Source organism: Paenibacillus oleatilyticus (genome assembly GCF_018998565.1).
GTDB classification, from domain to species: Bacteria; Bacillota; Bacilli; order Paenibacillales; family NBRC-103111; genus Paenibacillus_G; species Paenibacillus_G oleatilyticus.
Window position 1 is genome coordinate 73,381 of record NZ_JAHNZO010000024.1, and the last position, 24,376, is coordinate 97,756.

The window sequence follows — 24,376 nt, forward strand, 5'->3', positions numbered from 1 at the left end:
AAGGGCCAGAGCCTCCATCCCTTTTCATCCCATTATAACCAAACGGCGCAAGGAAAAGCGACCTGTCCGAACCATATTTCATTCTGCTGCTTTATTTATTGTGGAACCACGCGACAAGCAATGCGGCAAAAGCAATGAGCAGATTGATCCAGCCGGGGTAGAGCTGCTTGTTGAGCAGCCGCTCTTTTTCAATCCGTTCGAGACGTTCGTCGCGTGCACGCAGCATCTCGTTCAATTCCATTCGGGATATATAGTTGCCATGCCACTTATCCAGCTTTTCTTCCATGCGCGTGACGGCGACTTCGATATTCTCGAGCCGGGTTTCAACCTTCGTTAACCGTTCCCCGTCTTTATACGGATTCGCGTTCATTGTTTTTGTCACTCCTTTGCTGGGCAGCGCCGCGAGCGGTCTGCCGACTGGGTTCCGCTCTACAGTATATGCGACAAGCCTCCCCGCCGAAGCGACGATTACACAGCGGCAGCGGGTAATCAGGCCTCAATTTACAAAAAAAGGCACAGCTTCCTGCGCCATCCGCAAGTCGCCATGCCCCCGGTCCGGGACGCTATTTTCCCAAAAACGATTCCAGCATCCAAACGTGCTTCTCCAGCTCGCTGTGGATCGCAAGCAGCATATCGCCGGTCGTCTCGTCGTCCGCCGCTTCGGCAATCGCCATCCCTTCCTTCAGCTCCCCAATCAGCGTTCCGAAGTCGTTGGCGATGGAACGGACCATCTGCTCGGCATTCTCGCTGCCGGAAGCTTCGTGCAGGGTCGTTTTCTCCAAAATTTCTTTCATGGTGGCGACCGGCTGCCCTTTGAGCGCCAGCAGCCGCTCGGCCAAATTGTCCACGTGAAGGGCCGCCTCGTTATACAGCTCTTCAAATTTCGCATGCAGGGTGAAAAATTGCGGCCCCTTCACATACCAATGGTAATTATGGAGCTTGATGAACAGCAGGCTCCAGTTCGCTATCTGGGTGTTCAGCACTTCCGTTAAGCTTTTGGACATGGGTCGTTCCTCCTTGGATCGCGTTCTTTTCCAGCTTATCCCTAGTTAATATGAAAAACTGAAGCCGCTTTTATACATCACACCGAAGGAACTGGCTAGGGGGCATTCGCGGCGATGGGCTCAGCCGGTACTGCAAACCGGACATAGAATGCCGTACCCTCCGGTCCGGTCTGCCACGTCAGCTTCGCTCCGTGCCGGGCAGCAATACTGAAGCAGACCGCCAGACCGAGCCCCGTCCCCCGCTCCTTCGTCGTAAAGAACGGCGTCCCGATCTTGGCCAGCACGTCCTTGTCCATGCCGTGGCCCTGATCGCTGACCTCCAGCACGACCTCCGACTCTTCCGTATAGGTGGCGATTTCAAGCCGTCCTCCGGCTTCCATCGCTTCGAGCCCGTTCAGCGCGAGATTCAATACCATCTGCCGGATCTCCTTCTCGTCGAGCTCCAGCTCGGGACACGATTCGAGCCGCAGGTGAAGCTGCTTATCGGCCAGCGTCGCCTCCGCTTGAATGAGCGGACCGATGGCCTCGATCACCTGAGCCAGATTTTGCGGGCGGCGGTCGGTGGTCTTGTTTTTGGCCAGCGCCAAAAACTCGCTGATAATCCCGTTGGCGCGGTTCAGCTCCTCCACCATGACGTCGATAATGTCCTTGGGCGGAAGGGTTTTCTTCGCGCGCATCAGTTGGAGAAAGCCGCGGACGGTCGTCATCGGATTGCGGATTTCATGCGCGATGCCGGCAGCCATTTCCCCGATCATATGCAGCCGGTCCAGCCGCGCAATCTCCCTCTCCAGCGCCACCCGGTCCGTAATATCCGTAATGACCGCCAGCACGCAAGGTACATCCGGCGTCTCAATGATCTCCGTGGACAGCAGTCCCGTCCGCCGCTCGCCCGCCTTGGTCACATACTGTACCTTCACGTCCGTCACTGTATCGGCGAAGTCCACGGGGGGCGTCTCGACCAGTCCTTCGTCCGAGACGAGCGTCATCTGCAGATTGGCGGCTCCCGACGTCATTTCTTCATAGGTGTATCCCGTATGCTTCATCCAGCTCTCGTTGACGTCGAGATACGTCCGGTCGCTTAACGACTGAATTGCCATCAAACAAGGCGTCGCCTGAAAAATCGTATAAAATCGCTCCTGCGATTCCCGGGCATCCTGCTCCATGCGCCGCCGCTCGTTCGTATCCTGGATATATAAGCTGATGCCGAGCGACGACGGGAAAGCCCTCACCTCAACCCAGCTGTCCGTCAGATTCGAATAAAATTCCGCCCGCTGCGGCGCTTGCTCCAGGGCTGCGCGCAAAAACAAATCGTAGCACTTCGAGCGTTCCACCGGCGCATAATCCCAGAACGGCCGGCCAAGCGCCTGCTCCTTCACGATGCGGAGGCGCTGCTCGGCCGAACGGTTCATGTAGACGATTGCCCCGTCGTGGTCGAGCGCATAAAACGCGTCCGTGATGCTTTCCAAAATATCGTTGATCCGGTCGTACGACCGCAGCAGCTGCTCGGTAACCTGATGCCGCCGCCGGATTTCCGCCTGAAGCCTTCCGTTAGCTTCGCGAAGCGCATACGTGCGCTGCTCTACGGCTTGCTCCATGCGGATATACTGCATTTTGCGCTCGGTCACGTCGCGAACCGAACAGACATAGATCGGCCGGTCGCCGATACAGGCGCTGCCGATCTGCAGCTCGGCAGGGAACGTCCCGCCGCTGCGGCGCACGGCCGTAACGTCCGTCGCTTCCCTCGTGCCGCAATCCGGCAGCAGGGAGCCACTTTCCCCCGAGCCGAACAGCCGCTCGGTGTACGGCACGACCAGCCACACGGGCTTCCCGATCAGCTCCTCCGGGCCGTACCTGAACAGCGGCCGGACGGCGGGATTGGCCGACAAAATCGTTCCCTCTGCGTCGACGGTCAAGAAAGCGTCAGTCGACGTCTCGCTGATGGCCCGGGCCATCGCTTCCATCCGTCGAAGCTTGTCCGTATTGTCCAGAAGCCGGGCATGCGCCTGCTCCAGGTCGATCGTGCGCCGGGTGATCAGCTCCTTTTGCGCCTTAAGCTGCTCCCGGTCCCGGTAGATGCCTGCGAACTGCCTGACCTTTACTTTTAACACAACCGGCTGCACCGGCTTGAATATAAAATCGATCGCCCCGATTTCATAGCCTCGTACCATATGCTCGGTCGCTTGACTGAGCGCCGTAACGAAGATCACGGGAATCGACCTGTACCGCTCTTGCGATTTCAGCATGCGAACGGTTTCAAAGCCGTTCATTCCCGGCATTTCAATATCCATCAGAATCAAGGCGAAAGGCTCCTGCATCACTTGCCGCAGCGCTTCCTCTCCGGAATTGGCTGTGGCGATGCGGTAATCGGGAGATTGCAGTATGGAAGACATAGCGAGCAAATGTTCCGGCCGATCATCGACAATCAGTATATTTACTTGCGGTTCAGCCATATGTATACTCTCCTAGGGTCCGGTTATTATCCTATATCCTTACATTTTTCGCTAGCCGGACATTCTTCTCCTGCTGCCGCTATGAAAAAAAGAAGCCCGTTTCCCGAGGGAACGGACAGAGTGTTGAAAAAGTGGGCAAATGGGCCAATAGAGGTGTATGAGGGGGTTGGGGTATCCACTTCCGACCGCTGTTGTCATCGGGAAATCTGATTAGAAGCCGCTTGTAGCGGACATTTCCCGAAGACAAAGGCGGGCGCTATCGCTTCTCCAGTGGATACCCCACCTCCGTATGTACCTCTGTTTTGTAAAAGCCCACTTTCTCAACAAGCTCCACGTTTCCCGAGGGAACGGACTTCCTGGTCAAGTTCGCTTAAATATAACGTGAAATGAGGTCATGCAGCTGCCCGGCAACGATTGTCGAGCCCCGGCGCAGCTCGCTGCCCGGAATAGTCAAGCGGATGAGGCTTTCGTCCAGCCCCAGTTGTTCTTCGAGTTTTCCCTTGAAGCCCCGGGCGCGGCGGTCGATCTGCAGAAACAGCTCCAGATCGTCTCCTCTTGGGAAGTAGAGCACTTCCAGCTCGTCGAGCGCACCGTGGAAATTCGTCGTCGGCACGTACTCGAACTCCTGCACGAACGGCAGCTGCCCGCCCAAGTTTGGCGAGTAGTCGTTGGAAACTTCACGCAGACGGAAGCCGAGCTCATTCAGCGCCTCCATCACGGTAGCCACATTCGGGCCGGCAACGATGTCGATCTGGTCCCGGTCCCTGGGATCGATCGCCATGTCGATATCGAGTCCCGTTTCCAGCCAGACCGGCGTGTTTTGCAGTGACAGCGGAGCGTTTTCCGGAATCCCCAGCGTAAATGTGACCTCCCGGCCCTCGCCCGCCCGCAGCAGGAAGCCGTCGGTGATGTGGTATTTGGCAATCTCCGCGGTATAGGTCATTTTCTTATCGTTTTCTTCCTTCAAGTACTCCGTCTTCAAATACATGTAGATGCTTTCGATCTGCTGATCCAATTGACCGCCTTGAATATGCATGACTCCGCTAATCGTCTCTCCCGGTGAAACCCGCGGATGATCCAGCCTCGTATCCACCTTCGCCGATCCGATTCCTACACTTGCAAGCACTTTCTTAAAAATGGACATCGTCTTTGCCTCCCGCTTGAAGTATGCCAAAGTTATTTGTAGCTCTGCGGTTTCAATACGCGGCGCAGTGCCGGGCGGTTTCGCCCGGAACGCCATGCCGGCGAAGCTTGATTAAATCTTTATCTTTTGAGCAAACGGTAGCCTTTCCGCACCGCATTCAGCACGAAGCCGGGAATGGGGACACGCTGCAAAGGCGGAAGGTAAAACCGGTCGTACGCCTTCTTCAGATCGTCCCACATCCCGCACGGCTCCGGCTTCAAAAAGTCCGACACGTCGACCACGACGCCGCGGCCGTCCCGCATCATGACGTTTTTGCCGTGAACGTCGTGCGGGCGAAGCCCTTTGCTTACCGCATAGGCAAGCGCTTCGTCAATATCGTCGATTACCTGCCGGGGGATCGGGATGCCCTTCCGGATGCAATCGTACAGCGTGATGCCGTTCAACCGCCGGAGCACCAGGTAGCCGTCGCCATAGTACAGGCATTCCGAATAGGCCGGATGCCGCCCCAGACGGCGGTACACCTCGGCCTCCTCATCCAGCCCCGGCCGGCCCGGCGCATACACCTTCACCACAAACTCCGGGTAATCCGGGTGCGCGACAACCGCCGCATAGTTGCCCGCACCCACCAACCGCCAAGGGACAGGCACGCGGTATACGGCGATCGGATCGTGCGGCTGCTCGCTCTTGATACGCAGCTCCGGCCGCAGGCAGCGCTCGATCTGCATGATGAACGGATGGCGCTCATCCCAAGCGTCCCCGCCTGTCATCATCCAATGGCTATCCGCCATAAAAGTCAGCCGGTCTGCCCTTCACGCCCGGCTTGACGCGGAACAAGCCGCCGGCATGCGGCTGCTGCGCCAGCTGTTCCTCGCTCAGCCCGGTCCGGGCCGTCGTAATGTACAGCTCGTCCCAGTCCGGACCGCCGAACGCGCAGGAGGTCGTCTGTGCAGCCGGGACGCAGACGAAGCCGAGCCTTTCGCCGGTCTGCGGATTCCAGCAGGACACCCGCCAGCCGCCCCACTGGGCAACCCACAGCATCCCTTCGCGATCGACGGCCATGCCGTCGGGGACGCCCTCGCCCTCCGGAATCGTGACGACCGTGCGCCGGTTCGAGATCGCTCCTGCTGTCGGCTCGTAGTCGTAGGCGACGACCTGCTTGGTAGGCGAATCGATGTAATACATCGTGCGCCCGTCGGGGCTCCAGCCGAGCCCGTTGGAGCAAATCACGCCATCGATCGCCTTCCGCAGCGTCCCGTCAGGCTCCAGGCAATACAGCGCGCCCGTCGGACTGCTGCTCTTGCGGTTCATCGTCCCCGCCCAAAAACGCCCGGCTTCGTCGCACTTGCCGTCGTTAAACCGGTTTTCCGGCTGCCCCGCCTCCGGGTCGGCAAGCTTCGTCAGCCGCTCCGTCGCCAGATCGAGCAGATGAAAGCCATGCTCCAGCGCGAGCACCAGACCTTCGCCCTCCGCTCTCGGCACCGCAGCCCCGACCCGCTGGTCAAACTGAATCGAACGGTTCGTTCCTTGCACCGGATCATAGTGATGAATCCGCATTCCCTCGATATCGACCCACACCAGCCGTCCGCTGCGGTGATCCCATACCGGCCCTTCGCCCAGCGCCGCTTTTCCATCCAAAATCAATTCCGCCGTTAGCTGCCACGGTTCCAAATGCAGCCCTCCTCTTCTCGCATGCCTGAAAGCACGCACCATATGCTTCCATTGTAGCACAATGGAAAAGCCAAAAGCGATGCGGCCGCCAAGCTTGATAACGACGTGCAGACCGGGTTACGCGCTGCATCGAGCCGAAAAAAGACCCGTCGGCCCCATCTCCATAAGCGGAGGGGTTAACGGGTCTTGAGGTTCGCTTCGCCGCTATTCTTCTTCCATCGGTTGCAAGCTTTGCAGGTCCGATTGGTCTTCGGCAAGCTGCGCAGACGCTTGCTCTACGGCGGGCTTGTTCTCGTCATGCCCGGCTTGGGCGATCGAGCGCTCGGCTTTTTCCACGGCCGTTTCGGCCTGCTCGATCATTTGGGCGGTCGGATGGCTCTGCGCTTGGGTTACGGCATTATGCGCCTTTTCCACCGAGTTTTGCGCTTGCGAGACCGGATTTTGCGATTGCAGGCTGGTGTCGTATTCGTAACGGGTCATTCTTGGTCATCCTTTCCACATACAGGGTTGCTGTTAATGTGGGAAGAAACGACCGTTTTTATTCGTTCGGGATGGGCGGAGTCGCCGATTTTTCCGGGGCAGGTTAGCCGTGAACTCTCCCGGTCTGAATAGCGGTCGCATAATCGTCACGCCCGTTCTGCCGCGCAGCCGCAGCGGCCCGGTGCCAATCGTAAACGACTTGCACGTGCTCCACGATCCACGAACCGTTCGTGCGCCGGATGGCCGCATACCTCGCATGGGGAAACCCGGCTTCCATGACATGCGGATACGGGGCCTCTTCCTCGTAAGCCGGAAGGCCGACGCTGCCCGGGTTCACGATCGTTTTGCCGTCGGGCAGCCGGACCGTTCTGCTCATATGGGTATGTCCGCAATAGATCCACGAGGCGGCAACCGGCTGAAGCTCCCGTCTTAAACGTTCCGCGTCTTTGTTCTTGACCCCGTGCTCAGTAACCTCCTCGATCAAATAATGCTCGTCCGAAAACGGGGTGCCGTGGCAGAACAGCATGTCTTCCAACGTCCACGTGGCGGGGAACGTTCCGATCCACCGTTCGATGTCCTCCGTCAGCAGCGGCTTCACATGCCGGAACGTAAGCGAATCGGCCTCCGGTTCCAGCAGAATCCGGTCGCAGTTGCCCATGATATGGACAGCATTTTCCAGATTCATAAGCCGATGCGCCGTCTGCACCGGATCGATCGGCCCGAACAAGCTGTCGCCCAAATTGACGATCCGGTGAAGCTTCCGCGCCGCTATGTCCTCCAATACGGCATCAAGGGCGTAAATATTGCTGTGAATATCCGAAATTACGGCAATCGAGTCAGTCATCCCGGACCTCCCGTCTCAATAATCCAGGACCGCTTCGCTAAAGCAGCGTTACGGCCCATGTCCCCGAATTATACCCGCAATTCCTCGTGGCGTATAGCCGATTTCTCGATCTGGATCGTTGCATGATGGATATTGAACCGCTCCGCCATCAGCCCGATCGCCTGCTGCAGCACCTCTTGGCTGTCCCGATCGTCCTTGATCTGGATGTGGCAGCTGAACGAATCGAGGCCCGACGTAATCGTCCAAATATGAAGATCGTGCACGTCCACAACACCCTCGATGCTCTCCAGCGCCTGTTTCACTTCCTGCTGGCTCACGCCGGCCGGCGTTCCTTCCATCAGCACGTGCACGGTATGGGAGATCACGCCCCAAGCGCCCTTAAGAATCAGCAGCGCGACAAGCACGCTGATAATCGGATCGGCGATATACCAGCCGAAGGCCAGCATCACCAGCCCCGCGATAATGGCGCCGACGGAGCCGAGCGCGTCCCCGAGCACGTGGAGATACGCGCTGCGCAGGTTGACGTTGTTCTTCACGTCGCCCTTCCGCATGAGCGCCCACGCGCTGATCAGGTTGGCGAGCAGCCCTACGGAAGCAATCAGCATCATCGAGCCGCTGGCGACTTCCGGCGGGTTGAAGAACCGGCCGTACGCTTCCCAGATAATAAAGCCGGCGATGAGAAACAGCGTAATGCCGTTGAACAGCGCCGCCAAAATCTCGAAGCGGTGAAAGCCGTACGTCTTGGCCGGGGAAGCCGGTCTCGCGGCGAAGCTGAGCGCGATCAAGCTGAGCAAGAGCGAGCTGGCATCGCTGAGCATATGCCCGGAATCCGAAAGCAGCGCCAGACTGTTCGTGATAAGCCCCCCAAAAAACTCCAGTATCAAAATGCCCGCCGTAATGGACAAAGCGATGATCAGGCCCTTTTTGTTCCCTTCCCGGGCGTGGTCGTGATGGTGATGCCCGTGGCCATGATGATGGTGACCGTGACCGTGGCTGTGATCGTGCTTATGAGCTGCTCCTCCGCTATGCGCATGCGCGCTATGGTTATGACTGTGCATAGGTCGTCCCTCCCAAAATACGGGCGATTCGCTGCGGCGTTCGACCGTATATTTAATATATGAATATGTGCTCATATATTATTATGCATCATCGCATATCCCCTGTCAATGCTATCCATGAGATTTTTTACCCGCCGCCTTGCTCCATGATGTCAGTATGACCATTTCCATGCCGGTTTAAGAGGACCGTGTGTTTTTGACAAAACCGTGAAGCCGGCTGCGTGAAAATTAAAACATTTCAAAGAAAGCGCTTGCCATTTTATGTACTGTTTAATTATAATACAAAACATAACAATTAAACCGAAGCAGGAGGCGAGCTGCTCACATGATCATCGCAGGCATGAATATTACGTATCGTCATTTTCCGTTCGGGCATTTCCTGGACGGGATGGAGCGCGCGGGAATCGGCAGCATCGAATTATGGGCCGGGGAACCTCACTTCTATGTGGGGCGAAACCCGCTCTCCACGCTGCGGAGCATTCGAAAGGAGGTGAAAGCGCGAAAGCTGAACATCGTTTGCTACACCCCCGAGCAGTGCGTCTACCCGTATAATTTGGCTGCTTCGGACCCGGAGTGGAGAGCGAGGAGCGTGGCGTATTTCAAGGAAAACCTGTACGCCGCGGTTGAATTGGAGGCGCCGATGATGCTTGTCACGTCGGGGATCGGCGATTTTGCCGTGCCTCGCTCCGATTCTTGGAATTTTGCAAGCGATTCCATTGCACAATTGGCCCGAATCGCCGAAGCGGAAGGGCTGATTCTGGCGCTGGAGCCGCTGACGTCGTTTGAAACGAACCTGATCACGAGCCTTCGGGACGTGCGAAGCATGATGGCGGAGATCGGCTCCCCTTCCCTGCGCGGCATGATCGATACCGTCGCGATGCAGCTGGCCGGCGAAACGCCGGACGATTACTTTGCCGCGCCGGGCGGACTGCCGCATGTCCATCTGATCGATGGTGACGGGCAGTCGGACGCACATTTGGCGCTCGGTGACGGGGTGCTGAACTGGGAAAGCTACGTGCAAAGCTTGCTCAAGCACGGATACCAAGGATGCTGCACGCTGGAAATCATGGGGTCGCGTTATTATGCCAATCCGCAGGAAGCCATTGAAAAGTCGCTGGACAAGCTCCGGCAGTTCGGATTTTCTTCGTAGAGTTTAACAACTTGAACATGGAGGAACCGTGTATGAGCAACGGCAGTCTCACACGAAAACTTGGATTCTGGTCCGCCTTGGCCCTGGCCGTCGGGACCACCATCGGCTCGGGCATCTTTGTCTCGGTCGGCGAGGTGGCCCGCGCGTCCGGCACCCCGACGGTCTCGATCATGGCCTGGCTGATCGGCGGCTTGATCGCCATTCCGCAAATGATGGTTCTGGGCGAATTGTCGACCGCCTACCCCGAGAACGGCAGCGGGTACGTGTACCTGAACAAAGCCGGCTGGCGGCCCCTCGCCTTTCTGTACGGCTGGGCCACGTTCTGGGCACTTGATCCCCCTTCGATTGCGATCATGGCTATCGCGATCGTGTCCTACGCCGCTGTGTTTTTCCCGTTCTTCGCAGGCATCGCGGGAAAATTGCTGGCCGTCGCCATCATTCTGGCCATCACCGCGATCCACTACCGCAGCGTAAAGGAAGGCGGCGTGTTCCAGGTCCTGATTACCGCAGTCAAAATCGTTCCGTTCGTCATCGTCGTCGCACTCGGCTTTATGTATATGAATACCGACAATTTCGCCTACACCCCTCCGGGCGGCGCCGCCAATACAAGTCTTATGGGCGGCATTTCCGCCACGACATGGGCCTATACGGGCATGGCGGCGATCTGCTTCATGGCCGGTGAAATCAAAAATCCCGGGAAGGTGCTCCCCCGCGCCCTGATCGGCTCGGTACTGATCGTGCTGACTCTCTATACGACGCTGGCCGTCTCCGTGACGGGCTTAATGCCCTTCGAACAGCTGATGAAATCGGAAGCTCCGGTGTCCGAAGCCGTTACGTTTATTCCCGGGCTTGCGCATATCGCTTCGTCGTTTGTTTCGATTACCGCCATTATTGTCATTCTCGGCTCGCTCAGCTCGTGCATTATGTTCCAGCCGCGCCTCGAATACGTCATGGCCCGCGACGGGCTGTTCTTCAAACGATTCGGCCAGGTGCACCCCAAATACGAGACGCCGAGCTTCTCCATCATCGTTCAGGTCGTTTATGCATGCGTGCTCGTCTTTTTAAGCGATCTGACGACGCTGCTCGGTTATTTTACGCTAACGCAGCTCGCAATTAACATTATGGACTTCGTCGCGATCTACAAATGCCGCAAGCGCGACGATTACAAGCCCGTATACCGCATGCCGGCGTGGCGTCTGACGACGATTCTCGCGATTCTGGGCGCCACGTGGCTCGCATGGGGAACGTTCACCTGGGCCCCTTGGCAGGGCTTGCTCGCGGCGGGGATCGTCATCGTCACCGGCCTTCCGGTGTACCATTACTGGAAAAAAAGAAATCGCTCTCATCGCGCTCCCGGCATTGGCCATGACGAAATTCCGAAAGAAGCCTAATTCGGATTGATTTTTAATTCTATTTTGTTATAATACAAAACATAACAAATAAATTATAAAAGAGAGGCGTGTTGCATCCATGCTGCATTTGGACAAAACAAAAGTCGATTTTCTGGTAACGTCGAGCATGATCCCCGAGGTTGAAACCTTCATCCGGGAAGGTCAGCCGAAAATTGCCGGTATCGCGCAAAAGCTCGCGCAGCAAAAGATCGGACGCGTATACTTCGTCGGCTGCGGCAGCTCCAAGGCTGTCGGGGGCGCGGCCAAATATTTGATCGACAAATACAGCACGCTGGTCTCGAACGTCTACACCGGCTGGGAATTCGTCGACCATACGCCCCGCGCTCTGGATGCCTCCACGGCGGTCGTTGTCATCTCCCACTCCGGCACGACGGAGGAAGTGGTCCAATCGCTGCGAAAAGCCAATCAAGCCGGTGCCGTAACGATCAGTGTCGTGAACAAGAAGGAAGGCAATCCGCTCGGTGACGAAGCCCGGTTCGTGATCGACTACAACGCCCATGCGATGTGGGAATGCCACCTGCTGGCCCTGTATTTCCTGGCCCTGCAATGGATTCGGGAAGTCGAGCCGTCCGAAGAGGTCGAGCGCATTCTGGCCGATATTCCGAAGCTGCCCGCCGTCCTGGCAGGCCATATCGATTCGTTCGAGGAAAAGGCGCTGAAGCTGGCAAAATCGGTCAGCAGCTGGAAAGGCTTCTATACGGTAGCGGCCGGTCCGCTCGTATCCCTTGCTTATAAAGAAGGCGTCATTACGAATATGGAATTCATGTGGGGTCACGGCGCAGTGATCGAAAGCGGTGAGTTCCGTCATGGCCCGCTGGAAATCGTCGAGCCCGGCGTTCCGTTCGTCTTCCTGGTCGGCACCGACGCTTCCCGCCACATTACGGAACGCGCCCTGCGTTTCGTGCAAAAATACAAAGGCGAGCACATCGTGTTCGACTATCAGGAATTGTCCGGCGGCTTGCATCCGGATCTGGCCCCGATGGTCATGTTCGTGCCGCTGGAATGGTTCTCTTACTACTTCGCCGTCGCGAGAGACCACAACCCCGATGACCGCCGTTACTACGGCGTCGTCGAATACTAGAATGACGCGATCCCCCTGTCTTCCGGACAGGGGGTTACGCTCCTGTAGGAGGCGAATGGGAAGATGAAAGCTGCTACCGTCGGAGACAACTGTATGGACGTTTATTTGTCGAGGCAGGAAAGCTACCCGGGCGGCAATCCGGTGAACGTAGCCGTCTACTTAAAGCGGCTCGGGGGCGATGCTTCGTATATCGGCTGGGTCGGCACCGACAGCTACGGCGAGCAGATGCGCCGGGCGATCCGCGACAAAGGCATCGACGTCAGCCATCTGCACCAAAAAGAAGGCCAGACCGCCATAACCTACGTCGAGCTGATCGGCAGCGACCGCAAATTCGGTGACTATCACGAAGGGGTGATGGAGCACTTCCGGCTGACGGAAGCCGATCTGCGGTTTATCGAAGGGCATGCGCTGGTGCATGCCGGAATCTGGGGCCACGCGGAGCCGTATTTCCCGCGGTTCAAGGAGAAGGGCCTGATCACCTCCTTCGACTTCTCGGACCAGCTTCATCACGACTTGACCCGGCGGCTCCCGGCTTTTGTTGATTACGCTTTCTTCTCTTATACGCAGGACGACGCATATATCCGCAGCTACCTGAAAGAAACGCATGCGCTCGGGGCCCGGGTGGCCGTCGCCACCTTGGGGGAAAACGGCTCGCTTGCCTACGACGGCGAGCATTATTTTCGGCGGGAGGCGGAAGCGGTCACCGTCGTGGACACGATGGGCGCGGGCGATTCGTTCATCGCCGGCTTCCTGTACGGGATCATGAACGGACTTCCGCTGACGCAGTGCCTGGAGCAAGGAACGCGGGCCGCGGCGCACACGATTACGTATTTCGGAGCCTGGTAGCTGGAATTCGCGGCAAAGTTGCATGTATAATGAGAAGAAACAATGGCGACATGGAGTCGATTTTACGCTATGAACTTAAACCCATCGACAGCGCAGCCCTTATACATGCAAATCAGGCAAATGCTGAAGAACGATATTCAAGAAGGAAAATACAAACCGGACGAGCAGATTCCGACGGAAGCGGAGCTGTGCGACATCTATCAGGTCAGCCGCATCACGATCCGCAAAGCGATCGAGGAGCTGGTCAAGGACGGCACGCTCACCCGCATCCAGCGCAAGGGGACCTTCGTCACCTCGAGTAAATTCCAGAACGAGCTGCTGTCGGTCAGCGGCTTCTCGGAATTCAGCCACCAATTGGGGATGATCCCCAATTCGCGTACGCTGCGCAGCGAAGTGATTCCGGCTACCGCGGATATGGCCGAGCGGCTGCAGATCGAGGAAGGCAGCCCGGTGCTTGAGCTCGAACGGCTGATGTATGTCAACGAACGGCCGCTGTTTTACGATCTGGCCCACTACCCGCTGACGCGCTTCCCCGATCTGGAGAAAAAAATCGCGCGCGACGAATCGACGTACAAGATTTTGAAGCAAGACTACGAAACGGAAATCGACAGCAACGATAAAATCATCAATGTGATCGGAGCGACAAAGGATCTGGCAAAAGCGCTGGAATGCGACGTCGGCGCCAACCTGTTCCGCATCGTCAAAATCGCCTACGATTCGCACGACCGGCCCGTTCATCTCTCCACCTTCATGTGCGAGACCAATAAGGTGAATCTGACTGTGCATCGCGCGAAATGAGGCGTATCCCTCTACCGGTTAGCATGGCCTCCATCCAGCTATCCTTACAGAAAGAGTACACACGAGCTGTATGACAAGAGAGTGTCCCTCAGCCATTTTCATGGCTTTTGCGACACTCTTTTTTTGTTTGCCACTTCATACGAGCTAATCTCCCAGCCGTTCGTCATCGGCGAACGGCAGCAGTGGAGAAGCAATTAAATACGATTGAAACTCCTCGAGCTTATATTAGGAAAAGTCCGGTTTCCAAGACTTCAGTCTAGGACGGGAACTATACCTCGGGATAGTGCCTTTCGCTCCATTTTTTGATATCATGACAGTAACGAAATATTATGAAATTGCCGGACAGAGGACTTCGAGGAGAATGCAAATGATTGGAACTAAGATACAAGCCCTTCTTTTCGTTGAGGGGGCAAACAGGCTTGATTAATTCAGTTTTGGAATTTCTGCGCAGCTTCGGAGATATCGGGCTTTTCATTCACGCCATGATCGACGCTATTATTTTTCCAATTCCCGCGTTTTTTCTTCAAATTTCCTTGAGCGCTTTAAACCCCGGGAACGCCTTATGGCTGGCTACGATCGGCTTTATAGGTTGTATGATCGGTACGCCAATCGGCTACGCCATCGGTAAAACTTCAGGCAATCTTATTCTTCGCAAATTTATGAAACAAAAGCAGCTGGATTCCGTTACCGAAATGTTCCGTCGTCATGGAGAAGCAGCCATTATGATCGGTTCTTTCACTCCTATTCCTTTCAAGATTTTTACCATTTTATCGGGTTGTATGAATTATCCCCTTTGGAAGCTGATCGGTTATGCTGCTATCGGGCGTGCGGCGAAATTTTATGCCGTCGGAATTTTGTTCTACATTTACGGCCATGCGGCAGAAGATATGGTCGGCGGAAGCACGCTCACCATCTCCATGCTGGCTGCCGGCGCAGTGATTGCATTATGCTGGCTGCTCGTGCGAAAAATTCAACGCCGGAAAAAAGAAAAACGCCAAACCGACATTTCACAATAAGCTGCGAGCCAGTCGTTCTTCTCTGAAGAATGCTGGCTTTTTGATTTGAAATTATGCGGAGCAATTTTTTGCAGATGTATCGATTCCCCGATCCATTGCTTGTCGAAGCTGCGATGAGCGAGGGCGGCATGTTAAGTTTCTACAAAAAAATGCAAAAGCGCCCACAATCCCCTTGCCTGAATTTCCCTTTTTACAGTACACTCAACACAAAGTTACGCTGGAAACGCGGGGGTGCGCATGTACAAAATCATGATTGTGGACGACGAAGCGATCGTACGCGAGGGCATCAAGGAGCATATCGACTGGAATGGGCTGGGCTTCGAACTGGTGGGCGATTACGCGAGCAGCCGGGAAGCGTGGGAAGCGATGGAGCAGCTCAGACCGGACCTCGTGCTGTCGGATATTTGCATGCCGTTTATGGACGGGCTGGAGCTGACGCGGCTGATCCGGACCCGGTACCCTTTCGTGAAGGTGATCATCCTGACCGGCTTCGACGATTTCGATTATGCGCAGCAAGCGCTGCGGCTCAAAGCTTATGACTTTATTTTGAAACCGATTACAGCGGCCGACCTTCGCGCGCTGCTGACGAAAGTGAAAGGCGAGCTCGACGAAGAAACCCGCCAGCGGGAAGATTTGACGCAGCTGCATATGCAATTGAATCAAAGTCTGCCCCTGCTGAAGGAACGGTTTCTCGAACGGTGGGCGACGACCGCCATGGGGGATGCGGAAATCCGCGAGCGGCTCCGCTATTTCGGGCTTCCCGAGCCTCTGCCCGACTATGTGGCGATGGTCGTCGATATCGACGATTTCGGCAGCAGCGGACATCTGCCCTCCGATCGGGATCAGGAGCTGCTGCGCTTCGCCGTGTACAACATGGTGCAGGAAATCGTGGGCCAGGAGAACGGCATCGCCTTTCGCACCCGCGAGGAGCGTGTCGTTGCCATCGTGTCCGGGCTTGCGGCCATGCCCCTGTACGAGCTCGCGTACCAGCTCGCCGAAACGATCCGGCAGTTTGTCGAGAAATATTTGAATTTGACCGTAAGCTTGGGCGTCGGACGCGTATGCGGCGCGCTGGAGCAGCTTCCCCACGCTTACAAAAGCGCCCTGTCCGCGCTCGAATACCGGCTGCTGCTCGGCAAAAACCAGGTGATCGGCATCGTCGATATGGAGGGACAGCCGCCAGCCGCTCCAGACAACGGCGCAGAATGGAACCGGCTGCTTGCCTCCGCCGTGAAAACCGGAACAACCGCAGACGTTCACCGCTTGATCGAGCAACTGGTTGCCCACTTGAAAACGTCCCGGATGCCGATCGAAGCGTGCTATTGGCAGATCCAATCGGTGATCGTCACGCTGATGAATACGGTCCGGGAGCTCGGAGCGGACGAACCGTGCGCAGCCGCAGGCGAGCGCAATTGGCTGACGGACGTGTACCGGTTCAAGACGCTGGACGAAATCCAGGACTGGCTGAAGCACATTTTAAGCTTGGCGCTGGAGCAAATCTCCGAGCAGCGGAACCGCCTGACGCATATGCAGGTGCTGCGGGCCACCGAGTATATCCGCGAGCACTACGCGAACGACAAGCTCTCCCTGCAGGAGCTGTGCCGGCATACGCTCATGAGCACCAGCTATTTCAGCACCGTGTTCAAGCAGCAGCTCGGCGAAACGTTCGTCGAATATTTGACGCGGGTACGCATCGACAAGGCGAAGGAGCTGCTGCTGCATACCCCGCTCAAATCCTATGAGATTGCGGCGCAGGTCGGCTATGCCGATCCGAACTATTTCAGCCTGATCTTCAAGAAGCACTCCGGCCTCACGCCGACGGAATACCGGGACAACGCGACAGCCAAGGAGACCCGCCGATGAAGCCAGTGCTCCGCCTGCCGTCGCCCTTGTTCCAATTCAAGAGCATCCGCTCCAGCATCGCCGCGGCTTTTTCCTGCTTGATTCTCGTCTCCGTCGGCATCACCAGCTTCATCTCCTACCGGCTGTCCGCCGACGCCGTAGAGAAAAATTCGCAAGCCTACCTCTCGGAAGTCATGAAGCAGGTTGGCGCCAACATCCAGTCCTACTTCACGAATATGGAAAATATCTCCACCCTGGCCCTGACGAACAAAGACGTCAAATATTTTATCTCCAACACGGTGTTCATCAGCGAGGCCGACCGCCGCATATACGAGAAGCGCATTTCGGACATGTTCCAGTCGATTCTGTACACCCGCAAAGACATCGCCTCTATCATGGTGTTCGGCTACAACGGCAAGTTCGTGTCAGATCGGCGCAGCACCAGCCTCAATCCGAACGCGAAGCCGGAGGAGCAGCTCTGGTACAAGCAGGCGAAGCAGGAAGGCGGCAAGCCGGTCGTCTCCTCCTCCCACGTCCAGCATGTGATCCAGAACGAATACCGCTGGGTCGTCTCCCTCAGCCGGGAGCTAAAAAGCACCGACGGGATCGCGGGGGAAGGCATTTTTCTCGTCGATCTCAACTTGAGCGTCATCAGCGAAATCTGCAGTCAGGTCAACCTCGGGAAGCGGGGCTACGTGTTCATTGTCGACAACGGCGGCAACATCGTCTACCACCCGCAGCAGCAGCTCATCTACAGCAACCTGAAAAGCGAGCTGATCGACAAGGTGATGCATACGGACAGCTTCGTTACGTACGACGGCGACGAATCGCGGATCTATTCGGTCCATGATACGAAATTCGGCTGGAAAATCGTCGGCGTCGCCTACACGGACGAGCTCGTCACCAACAAGCACACGATTCAAGGCTCGTTCCTGCTGCTGGCCGTCTTCGGGCTGGCGATTACCCTGCTGCTGTCGTTCGTGCTCTCGCACCGGTTTTCCAAGCCGATCAAGAACCTGCAGGATAAGATGAAGCAGGTGGAAAAAGGCAACTTCGACATCCGCGCCGAAATCGAGCAGGAGAACGAGATCGGGCAGCTCGGGCGCACGTTCAACCTGATGGTCGGCCACACGAAGGAGCTGATGAGCGAAATCATCCGCAACGAGGAAACGAAGCGCAAGAGCGAGCTCAAGGTGCTTCAGGCGCAGATCAATCCGCATTTTCTGTACAATACGCTCGATTCGATCATCTGGATGGCGGAAGGCAAGAAGCATGAGGAAGTCGTGCTCATGACCTCCGCGCTTGCGAAGCTGTTCCGGGCCAGCATCAACAAAAGCGACGAGCTCGTGCCCCTTTTCATCGAAATCGAGCATATCCGCAGCTATCTGTTGATCCAGAAGATGAGGTACAAAGAAAAGCTGGATTACCGGATCGACGTCTCCCAAGACATTATGGCCTGCAAAACGATCAAAATTTTGCTCCAGCCCTTCGTCGAAAACGCCATCTACCACGGGATCAAAAACAAACCGGGGTGCGGGCTCATCACCATAGCGGGCTCGGAGAAAGACGGCAAGATCGTGTTCACCATCGAGGATAACGGACTCGGCATGACGCCGGACCAACTGCGGCACATTCTGGTGCCGAAGAAGGGAACGGAGCGCGGCACGGGCGTAGGCATTGCCAACGTTCACGAACGGATTCAGCTTTATTTCGGGACGAGCTACGGCGTGAGCTTCGAAAGCGAACCGGAGAAGGGCACCCGGGTCACGCTGACGATCCCGAAAAGCGAGTAGGAAAGGAGCAGCCGATGCAGACGCATAAAAAAATCGTGTGGATGCTGGTACCCCTCTTGGCTTTGGGGGCCTATACCGCCATCCTGCTCCAGTCCGTCCGGACCGAAAGCGGCAAGGACAAGAGCATTATCGTCATTATGAAAAGCAACGATATCCGCACGGAATTTTGGCAGACGGTCCGGGCCGGGGCGAAGACGGCCGCCAAAGAATTTCAGGCGAAGGCGGACATTCGCGGTCCCTTGCAGGAAACCGACGTGCGCGAGCAGATCGGCCTCGTGGAGCAAGCGATCGCGGAGAAGCCGCAAGCGATCGTGCTGGCACCCGCCGACAACGACCTGCTCGTTCCTGTGGCAGAGAAGGTCCGCCAAGCCGGGATCAAGCTGGTCGTGATCGATTCGCCGTTGGACGGCAATCCCGGCGACAGCTTTATCGCCAGCAACAACCTGGATGCAGGCCGAAAAGCCGGGCGGGCGCTGGCCTCCATGACCAATGGCCGGCCCACCGTGGCGATCCTTAGCGACAAGAGCGGCTCGCCCACTGCCACAGATCGGGAAACGGGCATTCGTGAGGTGCTCGCCGCCGACCCGCCGGCGGTCGTCGTCGGCACGCGGTATGCCGCGAATCAGGAGGAGCTGGCCTACCAAGCGACCAAGCAGCTGCTGGCCGATCACCCGGAGATTAACGGCATGATCTGCTTGAACGAAACGGCTACCTTGGGAGCCGCCAAAGCGATCAAGGAACTGAACAAAAGCGCCTCGGTCAAGCTCGTCGGCTTCGGCGCATCGATCTATGAGATCAAGCTGCTGGAGGAAGGCGTGCTGCATGCCACGCTGGTCCAGAAGCCTTTTAACATCGGATATTTGGGCGTAAAGGCAGCCGTGGAGCTCATCGACGAAAAAAAAGCGAACCCGCGCGACAACATCGATTCGACGGTCGTCACCAAGGAGAACATGTACGACCCGGAAAACCAAAAGCTGCTCTTCCCTTTTGTGGAAAGGTAAGGAAATCATGCCCCGGCTCGGGCGATCAATCCAAGAATCGAGGTGGACCGAATGAACCGACGGAAGCCCGCCGCAGCGGCCGTGTCGACTGTACTAACGCTGCTGCTGATGCCGCTGTCCGGCTGCGGGATCGACTCTTCCCCTTCTCCTGCAATGGCGGAGCAGAAGGCGTTGATCCAGTTCCTGGCCGCGGAGTACAGCACGGATACGCGGCCGCTGCTGGAGAGCATCGTGAAAGATTTCGAAGCGAAGTATCCGAACATTGACGTCGAGCTGCAGGTGGCGAATTGGGACATCCTCGACGGCGTCTATACGACCATGATCAGCAAGAACCAACCGCCGGACCTGCTGAATACGAACGTGTACGCTCATTTTGCCAAGGATGGCCTGCTCAACGACTGGAACGACATCCTGTCCCCGGAGTTGAAGGCGAACCTTCTTCCGAAGTTTCTGCAAATGGATTATTGGAACGGTGCCCAATACGCGATCCCTTATCTCGCCACCGTCCGCAACCTGTATTACAACAAGGATATTTTTGACGACATCGGGCTGACCGGACCGCCGAAAACGTGGTCCGAGCTGGTCGAGACGGCGCGGAAAATCAAGCAAACGGGCAAAGCCGAAGGCTTCGGCGTGGACTTGACGGACAACGAAAGTCAGGCTTACTTGTCCTACTTCTTCTTCGGAGCGGGCGGAGGCTGGATGAAGGACGGGCAGTGGACGATCAATTCGCCGGAAAACGTCGAAGGGCTAACCTTTCTGAAGTCGCTGTACGACCAAGGGCTGACCGATGCCGAGCCGACCGTCACGACGCGCGACGAGAAGCACCGCATTCTCGGGAACGGAAAGCTCGGGACGATGATTTCGGGCAATTATTTCCCATCCGTCGTTCCCAGAGAATTTCCCGGTCTGAAATGGGGGATCGGACCGCTGCCGGTCAAGGACGGAACTCCGCCCATCTCCTTCGGCGTGCAGGATGTGCTGGTGTCCTTCAAGACGGACCATACGAACAAAGAGGCGCTCTCCAAATTCATCAGCTTTCTGTACGACGATGCGCGCTACGAGAGCATCATTCTGCGCGAAGGCTTCCTGCCGGTGACTAAGTCCGTAGGGGACAAGCTTGCGGCCAAGGACAAGAACGCAAAAGACAGCCTCGAAGCGCTGCAGACGGCCCAATTTTATCCGGTCAACCATCCTGCCTGGCAGAAGGTCATGGACGGAACGCGAAAAATGGGCCAAGCCGTCCTGATCGACCACATGCCGCCCCAGGCCGCCCTCGATCAGCTTCAGCAGATCGCCCTCACGAAAAGCCGCGAGTAACGTGAGTAAAAAAATAAAGAACTCTTGGAAGATATTCAATGGAGCTTTCGCATCAAACCTCCTAAGATAAGGTTACGCAATCAAGACGTGCCGTAACGATCATATTTTAGGAGGGTTCGAAAGATGAAAAAAGCATTAACCAAAAGCGCGGCCTTGGGCATGGCCTCCCTGCTTTGCGCGCTTTCGCTGGCCGGCTGCGGGGCCGCTCCGGCAGCCAAACCGGCCGACACGGCCAAGCCGGGCGAAGCCGCCAAGCCCGCCGACGGAGCGAAGCCTGCAGACGGGACCAAACCGGCGGACGGCGCCAAAATCGCAGGCGACTTCGAAATCCAGTACTTCGTCGGCGGCTACGGCGACGCCTGGTGGAAAGAAGTGATCGGCGAGTTCCAGAAGAAGTACCCCGACCTGAAAATCAAGCAATCGGCCGGCTCGCAGATCAACGATCAAATGAAGCCGCGCTGGATTCAAGGCAATCCGCCCGACGTCGTCTACATCGACGGAGCCGGATCGAACGAAGCCCAGATGGTCAAGGACGATCAACTGATGGACATCTCCGATTGGGTGAAGACCGCGAAGAACGTCGACGGCGACAAGCTGACGGACCAATTGATCGCCCCTCCTCAAGATTTCAACGGCAAAAACTTTACAATCCCGCTCGTCTTCGGCTCCTGGGGCACGTTCTACGACGAAGCGCTGTTCAAGAAGAACGGCTGGACCGTGCCGACCGATTGGGACAGCTTCCTCGCCACCAGCGAGAAGATCAAAGCCTCCGGCATCAATCCTTACATCCATACCGGCAAATACCCGTACTACATCGTCGGCGGGCTGGTCAACTCCGGCTTCGTGTCCGAGAACGGCGACAATCCGCAAATTTTGAAGGATCAGGAAGCGGCGAAGGAAAAAGCGTTCAAAAACGACGCCGTCGCCAAAACGCTGCAAAAGCTGGTCGTTATGCGGGATAAGGGATATTTTGATAACGCCTCCTTCGGCATCAACCACACCGATTCGCAAATGCTGTTCCTTCAGCGCAAAGACGCCATGATTCCGAACGGGCTGTGGCTGGAGAACGAAATGAAGAAGGACGTCCCGGCCGACTTCAAATTCGGCTTCCTTCCTTCCGTCATGCAGAAGCCGGGCGGTAAAAGCATTGCCATTCCTTACACGAGCAATATCGCCATCGCGAAGAAAGCGAAAAACCCGGAAGCGGCCAAAGCGTTCGTGCAATTCATTTTCACGAAGAAAACAGCCACCCGCTGGGCGGAGCTGACCGGAGCCATCATGAACGTGAAGGCCGATCTCGAAGCAACAACCGCCAGCGGCGTCGTGAAAACGGCCATGAAATACTTCAACAGCAGCAACACCATCGTCGCCCCCGTATTCAAGCTGAACGCCGACCTGGAGCAGGCCGAGAGCGACGCTACGATCGCGCTGCTGCAGAAGAAAATTACGCCGGACGAATGGATGGACCGCATGGAGAAAGCCGCCGCCAAAGTCAGAGGAAGCAAATAGCGTCTCGACCCGGGAACGATCGGCAGGACCCTTCCTGCCGATTTGTTTCTTCCAATTCCTAGCAGTGGAGGATGCCTTATGAAATGGAATCGCGCGCTTTTTATTACGACCTTCCTGCTGCCGACCTTCGCGGTGTTTCTGGTGTTCACGATCTATCCGTTATTCCGCGGCTTGTATTTGAGCTTCTTCGACTGGTCCGGCGGCTCGGAAACGATGAATTTCATCGGGCTCGGCAATTACCGGGAGCTGCTGTCCGACGAGATTATCGGCCAAGCGATCAAGAACGATTATTTTCTCGTCTTCTGGAAAGTGGTTCTGATCATACTGATCGCCACCTTCTTCGCCGTAGCGCTGACCCGGCTGAAGCTGCGGGAGTACGGCTTTTACCGCGTCGTTTTCTTCTTCCCGAACATCATTTCGGTCGCGGTCATCGGCGTGCTGTGGAGCTTCATCTATAATCCGCAGCTCGGCTTTCTCAATGCGTTCCTGTCGCTCTTCACCGACAAGCCGGTCGAGACGAACTGGCTGGGCGACGCAAAGCTCGCCATGTGGTCGCTGCTGCCTCCGAGCGTGTGGGCCGGGATCGGCTTCTATATGATTCTGATCATCGCTTCCATCCTGGCGATTCCAAGCTCGCTCTACGAGGCTGCAGAGATCGATGGCGCCGGGCAGTGGCATCAGTTCTGGAACGTGACGCTGCCGCTCATCTGGGAGCAGTTCAAAACCTCGGTGCTGCACATTGTCATCACCACCCTGAACGGATCGTTCATTATCGTCCGGCTCATGACCGACGGCGGTCCCGACAATGCGACGCAAGTGATGGGTTACTATTTGTACCAGATGGGCTTCAAGCAGTATCACTTAAGCTACGGCGCGACTATCGGCGTCCTGATTTTAATCCTGTCTTTGCTGACCACGCTGATCTTGAGCCGGTTCTTGAAGCGGGAAACTATCGAATTGTAAGGAGGGATGGGTATGGCCGGGACTTCTGCCGCAGGCAAACCCGCACATGGCTTAGCGAAAGCGCTCGTCCGTTTATTTCCTCTGGTCTGGAGCATTCTTGTCATTTACCCGGTCCTGTGGACCTTCTTCACCTCGCTGAAGGATAACCCGCAGGTGCTTCAGGGAAAGCCGTGGGATCTGCCGTCCCCGCTGATCTTCGAAAATTACGCCAACGTCTGGAGCCGCGCGCATTTCGGCGATTATTTCGTCAACTCGGCGCTGGTCACCGCGGGCAGCACGCTGCTCTCGCTGGCGATGGCCGCTACGACCGCCTACGTGCTCGCCCGCTACGAATTCAAGGGACGGGGCGCGCTTTATTTTATCTACGTCGCCTCCATGATGATTCCGACGATTCTCGGCTTGATTCCGCTCGTCTTTTTGCTCAATACGCTACAGTTGTCCAATTCGCTGCTGGGCTTGACGTTGGTCTACTCGGTGGGGGCGGTCGGCATATTGCCCTTCGGCGTCTTCTTCCTCGTCGGCTTCTACAAATCGCTGCCGAAAGAGCTGGAGGAAGCGGCTACGATCGACGGCTGCTCGTATTTCGGGACGTTCTTCCGCATCATGCTGCCGTTGTCCAAGCCGGGGCTGGTCACCGTCGCCATTATGAACGCGCTGACCGTCTGGAACGAGTACATTATGGCGACCGTCCTGATCAACGATCCGACGAAATATACGGTTCCGGTCGGGATCGCCATCATGCAGGGGGAGATGCAGTACCGTACGGAATGGGGCCCCCTGTTCGCGGGACTCGCCATCTCGATGATTCCGGTCATCATCGCTTACAGCATCTTCCAACGGCAAATTACCGGCGGGTTGACCGCAGGAGCGCTGAAGGGATGATACGCGGGGAACGTTTTCCCGACAAAATAAGGTCTGCTCCTTTGCCCGATTGAGGGCGAGAAGCAGACCTTAGTTGTGCGTGCTTGATCGGTGGTCGTGGAGCGGGCCGGCCTCC

22 protein-coding genes are annotated in these 24,376 nt (G+C 56.7%); 13 read left to right on the plus strand and 9 right to left on the minus strand.

Annotated elements, in window-relative coordinates:
• Positions 1 to 91: 91 nt before the first annotated feature.
• The 9 genes from KQX66_RS25995 to KQX66_RS26035 all read right to left on the minus strand — a co-directional run bounded on the left by KQX66_RS25995 (position 92) and on the right by KQX66_RS26035 (position 8,648).
• On the minus strand, positions 92 to 370 hold the full coding sequence (locus tag KQX66_RS25995; RefSeq protein ID WP_216795696.1) for a hypothetical protein: 279 nt from the start codon (positions 368 to 370) through the stop codon (positions 92 to 94).
• 193 nt (positions 371 to 563) lie between these two features.
• Positions 564 to 1,004, minus strand: a complete 441-nt coding sequence (locus KQX66_RS26000; protein ID WP_036688242.1) for a Dps family protein — start codon at positions 1,002 to 1,004, stop codon at positions 564 to 566.
• A gap of 95 nt (positions 1,005 to 1,099) precedes the next feature.
• Complete coding sequence (locus KQX66_RS26005) at positions 1,100 to 3,454, minus strand: PAS domain S-box protein (protein ID WP_216795697.1); 2,355 nt, start codon at positions 3,452 to 3,454, stop codon at positions 1,100 to 1,102.
• Between the two features lie 370 nt (positions 3,455 to 3,824).
• The gene (locus KQX66_RS26010; protein WP_216795698.1) at positions 3,825 to 4,598 is read right to left on the minus strand and encodes a sporulation protein; all 774 of its coding nucleotides are present in this window, start codon (positions 4,596 to 4,598) and stop codon (positions 3,825 to 3,827) included.
• Between the two features lie 119 nt (positions 4,599 to 4,717).
• Positions 4,718 to 5,368 carry a serine/threonine protein kinase gene (locus tag KQX66_RS26015; protein WP_373950985.1) on the minus strand — a complete coding sequence of 217 codons (651 nt, stop codon included), beginning with the start codon at positions 5,366 to 5,368 and terminating at the stop codon, positions 4,718 to 4,720.
• Between the two features lie 7 nt (positions 5,369 to 5,375).
• Positions 5,376 to 6,266 (minus strand): SMP-30/gluconolactonase/LRE family protein, encoded by an 891-nt coding sequence (locus tag KQX66_RS26020; RefSeq protein WP_216795699.1) that lies wholly within the window; start codon positions 6,264 to 6,266, stop codon positions 5,376 to 5,378.
• A gap of 204 nt (positions 6,267 to 6,470) precedes the next feature.
• Positions 6,471 to 6,746 (minus strand): hypothetical protein, encoded by a 276-nt coding sequence (locus KQX66_RS26025; RefSeq protein WP_216795700.1) that lies wholly within the window; start codon positions 6,744 to 6,746, stop codon positions 6,471 to 6,473.
• Positions 6,747 to 6,849: 103 nt separating this feature from the next.
• Positions 6,850 to 7,590 carry a metallophosphoesterase family protein gene (locus KQX66_RS26030; protein ID WP_216795701.1) on the minus strand — a complete coding sequence of 247 codons (741 nt, stop codon included), beginning with the start codon at positions 7,588 to 7,590 and terminating at the stop codon, positions 6,850 to 6,852.
• Between the two features lie 68 nt (positions 7,591 to 7,658).
• Entirely contained in the window at positions 7,659 to 8,648 is a 990-nt protein-coding gene (locus tag KQX66_RS26035; RefSeq protein WP_216795702.1) for a cation diffusion facilitator family transporter, read from the minus strand.
• Positions 8,649 to 8,973: 325 nt separating this feature from the next.
• Here KQX66_RS26035 and KQX66_RS26040 point away from each other — a divergent pair, with 325 nt between their 5' ends.
• The 13 genes from KQX66_RS26040 to KQX66_RS26100 all read left to right on the plus strand — a co-directional run bounded on the left by KQX66_RS26040 (position 8,974) and on the right by KQX66_RS26100 (position 24,261).
• Positions 8,974 to 9,798: a sugar phosphate isomerase/epimerase family protein gene (locus KQX66_RS26040; protein ID WP_216795703.1), complete on the plus strand. Its 825-nt coding sequence runs from the start codon at positions 8,974 to 8,976 to the stop codon at positions 9,796 to 9,798.
• A 32-nt stretch (positions 9,799 to 9,830) separates the two neighbouring features.
• Complete coding sequence (locus tag KQX66_RS26045) at positions 9,831 to 11,189, plus strand: amino acid permease (protein ID WP_216795704.1); 1,359 nt, start codon at positions 9,831 to 9,833, stop codon at positions 11,187 to 11,189.
• Positions 11,190 to 11,268: 79 nt separating this feature from the next.
• Positions 11,269 to 12,291, plus strand: a complete 1,023-nt coding sequence (locus KQX66_RS26050) for an SIS domain-containing protein (RefSeq protein ID WP_216795705.1) — start codon at positions 11,269 to 11,271, stop codon at positions 12,289 to 12,291.
• Between the two features lie 63 nt (positions 12,292 to 12,354).
• Positions 12,355 to 13,137, plus strand: coding sequence for a fructoselysine 6-kinase (gene frlD, locus KQX66_RS26055; protein WP_216795706.1), 783 nt, complete (start codon positions 12,355 to 12,357; stop codon positions 13,135 to 13,137).
• Positions 13,138 to 13,206: 69 nt separating this feature from the next.
• Positions 13,207 to 13,935 carry a GntR family transcriptional regulator gene (locus KQX66_RS26060; RefSeq protein WP_127460703.1) on the plus strand — a complete coding sequence of 243 codons (729 nt, stop codon included), beginning with the start codon at positions 13,207 to 13,209 and terminating at the stop codon, positions 13,933 to 13,935.
• 434 nt (positions 13,936 to 14,369) lie between these two features.
• Positions 14,370 to 14,951 (plus strand): YqaA family protein, encoded by a 582-nt coding sequence (locus KQX66_RS26065; RefSeq protein WP_253957445.1) that lies wholly within the window; start codon positions 14,370 to 14,372, stop codon positions 14,949 to 14,951.
• Positions 14,952 to 15,188: 237 nt separating this feature from the next.
• Positions 15,189 to 16,814 carry a response regulator gene (locus KQX66_RS26070; protein WP_216795707.1) on the plus strand — a complete coding sequence of 542 codons (1,626 nt, stop codon included), beginning with the start codon at positions 15,189 to 15,191 and terminating at the stop codon, positions 16,812 to 16,814.
• Positions 16,811 to 18,586: a cache domain-containing sensor histidine kinase gene (locus KQX66_RS26075; RefSeq protein ID WP_216795708.1), complete on the plus strand. Its 1,776-nt coding sequence runs from the start codon at positions 16,811 to 16,813 to the stop codon at positions 18,584 to 18,586. The genes KQX66_RS26070 and KQX66_RS26075 overlap by 4 nt, the downstream gene beginning before the upstream one ends.
• 14 nt (positions 18,587 to 18,600) lie before the next feature.
• On the plus strand, positions 18,601 to 19,587 hold the full coding sequence (locus KQX66_RS26080) for a substrate-binding domain-containing protein (protein ID WP_216795709.1): 987 nt from the start codon (positions 18,601 to 18,603) through the stop codon (positions 19,585 to 19,587).
• Positions 19,588 to 19,638: 51 nt separating this feature from the next.
• Complete coding sequence (locus KQX66_RS26085; protein WP_216795710.1) at positions 19,639 to 20,907, plus strand: extracellular solute-binding protein; 1,269 nt, start codon at positions 19,639 to 19,641, stop codon at positions 20,905 to 20,907.
• A 123-nt stretch (positions 20,908 to 21,030) separates the two neighbouring features.
• Positions 21,031 to 22,416 (plus strand): extracellular solute-binding protein, encoded by a 1,386-nt coding sequence (locus KQX66_RS26090; RefSeq protein WP_216795711.1) that lies wholly within the window; start codon positions 21,031 to 21,033, stop codon positions 22,414 to 22,416.
• Between the two features lie 78 nt (positions 22,417 to 22,494).
• Positions 22,495 to 23,379 (plus strand): carbohydrate ABC transporter permease, encoded by an 885-nt coding sequence (locus tag KQX66_RS26095; RefSeq protein WP_216795712.1) that lies wholly within the window; start codon positions 22,495 to 22,497, stop codon positions 23,377 to 23,379.
• Between the two features lie 12 nt (positions 23,380 to 23,391).
• A complete protein-coding gene (locus KQX66_RS26100) occupies positions 23,392 to 24,261 on the plus strand; it encodes a carbohydrate ABC transporter permease (protein WP_216795713.1) in 870 nt (289 codons plus the stop codon).
• The last annotated feature ends 115 nt before the right edge of the window (positions 24,262 to 24,376 follow it).

Coding starts and splice junctions, on each gene's coding strand:
- KQX66_RS25995 (WP_216795696.1), bottom strand. CDS start 370: ATGAACGCGAATCCGTATAAAGACGGGGAACGGTTAACGAAGGTTGAA.
- KQX66_RS26000 (WP_036688242.1), bottom strand. CDS start 1,004: ATGTCCAAAAGCTTAACGGAAGTGCTGAACACCCAGATAGCGAACTGG.
- KQX66_RS26005 (WP_216795697.1), bottom strand. CDS start 3,454: ATGGCTGAACCGCAAGTAAATATACTGATTGTCGATGATCGGCCGGAA.
- KQX66_RS26010 (WP_216795698.1), bottom strand. CDS start 4,598: ATGTCCATTTTTAAGAAAGTGCTTGCAAGTGTAGGAATCGGATCGGCG.
- KQX66_RS26015 (WP_373950985.1), bottom strand. CDS start 5,368: ATGATGACAGGCGGGGACGCTTGGGATGAGCGCCATCCGTTCATCATG.
- KQX66_RS26025 (WP_216795700.1), bottom strand. CDS start 6,746: ATGACCCGTTACGAATACGACACCAGCCTGCAATCGCAAAATCCGGTC.
- KQX66_RS26030 (WP_216795701.1), bottom strand. CDS start 7,590: ATGACTGACTCGATTGCCGTAATTTCGGATATTCACAGCAATATTTAC.
- KQX66_RS26035 (WP_216795702.1), bottom strand. CDS start 8,648: ATGCACAGTCATAACCATAGCGCGCATGCGCATAGCGGAGGAGCAGCT.
- KQX66_RS26040 (WP_216795703.1), top strand. CDS start 8,974: ATGATCATCGCAGGCATGAATATTACGTATCGTCATTTTCCGTTCGGG.
- KQX66_RS26045 (WP_216795704.1), top strand. CDS start 9,831: ATGAGCAACGGCAGTCTCACACGAAAACTTGGATTCTGGTCCGCCTTG.
- KQX66_RS26050 (WP_216795705.1), top strand. CDS start 11,269: ATGCTGCATTTGGACAAAACAAAAGTCGATTTTCTGGTAACGTCGAGC.
- frlD (WP_216795706.1), top strand. CDS start 12,355: ATGAAAGCTGCTACCGTCGGAGACAACTGTATGGACGTTTATTTGTCG.
- KQX66_RS26060 (WP_127460703.1), top strand. CDS start 13,207: ATGAACTTAAACCCATCGACAGCGCAGCCCTTATACATGCAAATCAGG.
- KQX66_RS26070 (WP_216795707.1), top strand. CDS start 15,189: ATGTACAAAATCATGATTGTGGACGACGAAGCGATCGTACGCGAGGGC.
- KQX66_RS26075 (WP_216795708.1), top strand. CDS start 16,811: ATGAAGCCAGTGCTCCGCCTGCCGTCGCCCTTGTTCCAATTCAAGAGC.
- KQX66_RS26080 (WP_216795709.1), top strand. CDS start 18,601: ATGCAGACGCATAAAAAAATCGTGTGGATGCTGGTACCCCTCTTGGCT.
- KQX66_RS26085 (WP_216795710.1), top strand. CDS start 19,639: ATGAACCGACGGAAGCCCGCCGCAGCGGCCGTGTCGACTGTACTAACG.
- KQX66_RS26090 (WP_216795711.1), top strand. CDS start 21,031: ATGAAAAAAGCATTAACCAAAAGCGCGGCCTTGGGCATGGCCTCCCTG.
- KQX66_RS26095 (WP_216795712.1), top strand. CDS start 22,495: ATGAAATGGAATCGCGCGCTTTTTATTACGACCTTCCTGCTGCCGACC.
- KQX66_RS26100 (WP_216795713.1), top strand. CDS start 23,392: ATGGCCGGGACTTCTGCCGCAGGCAAACCCGCACATGGCTTAGCGAAA.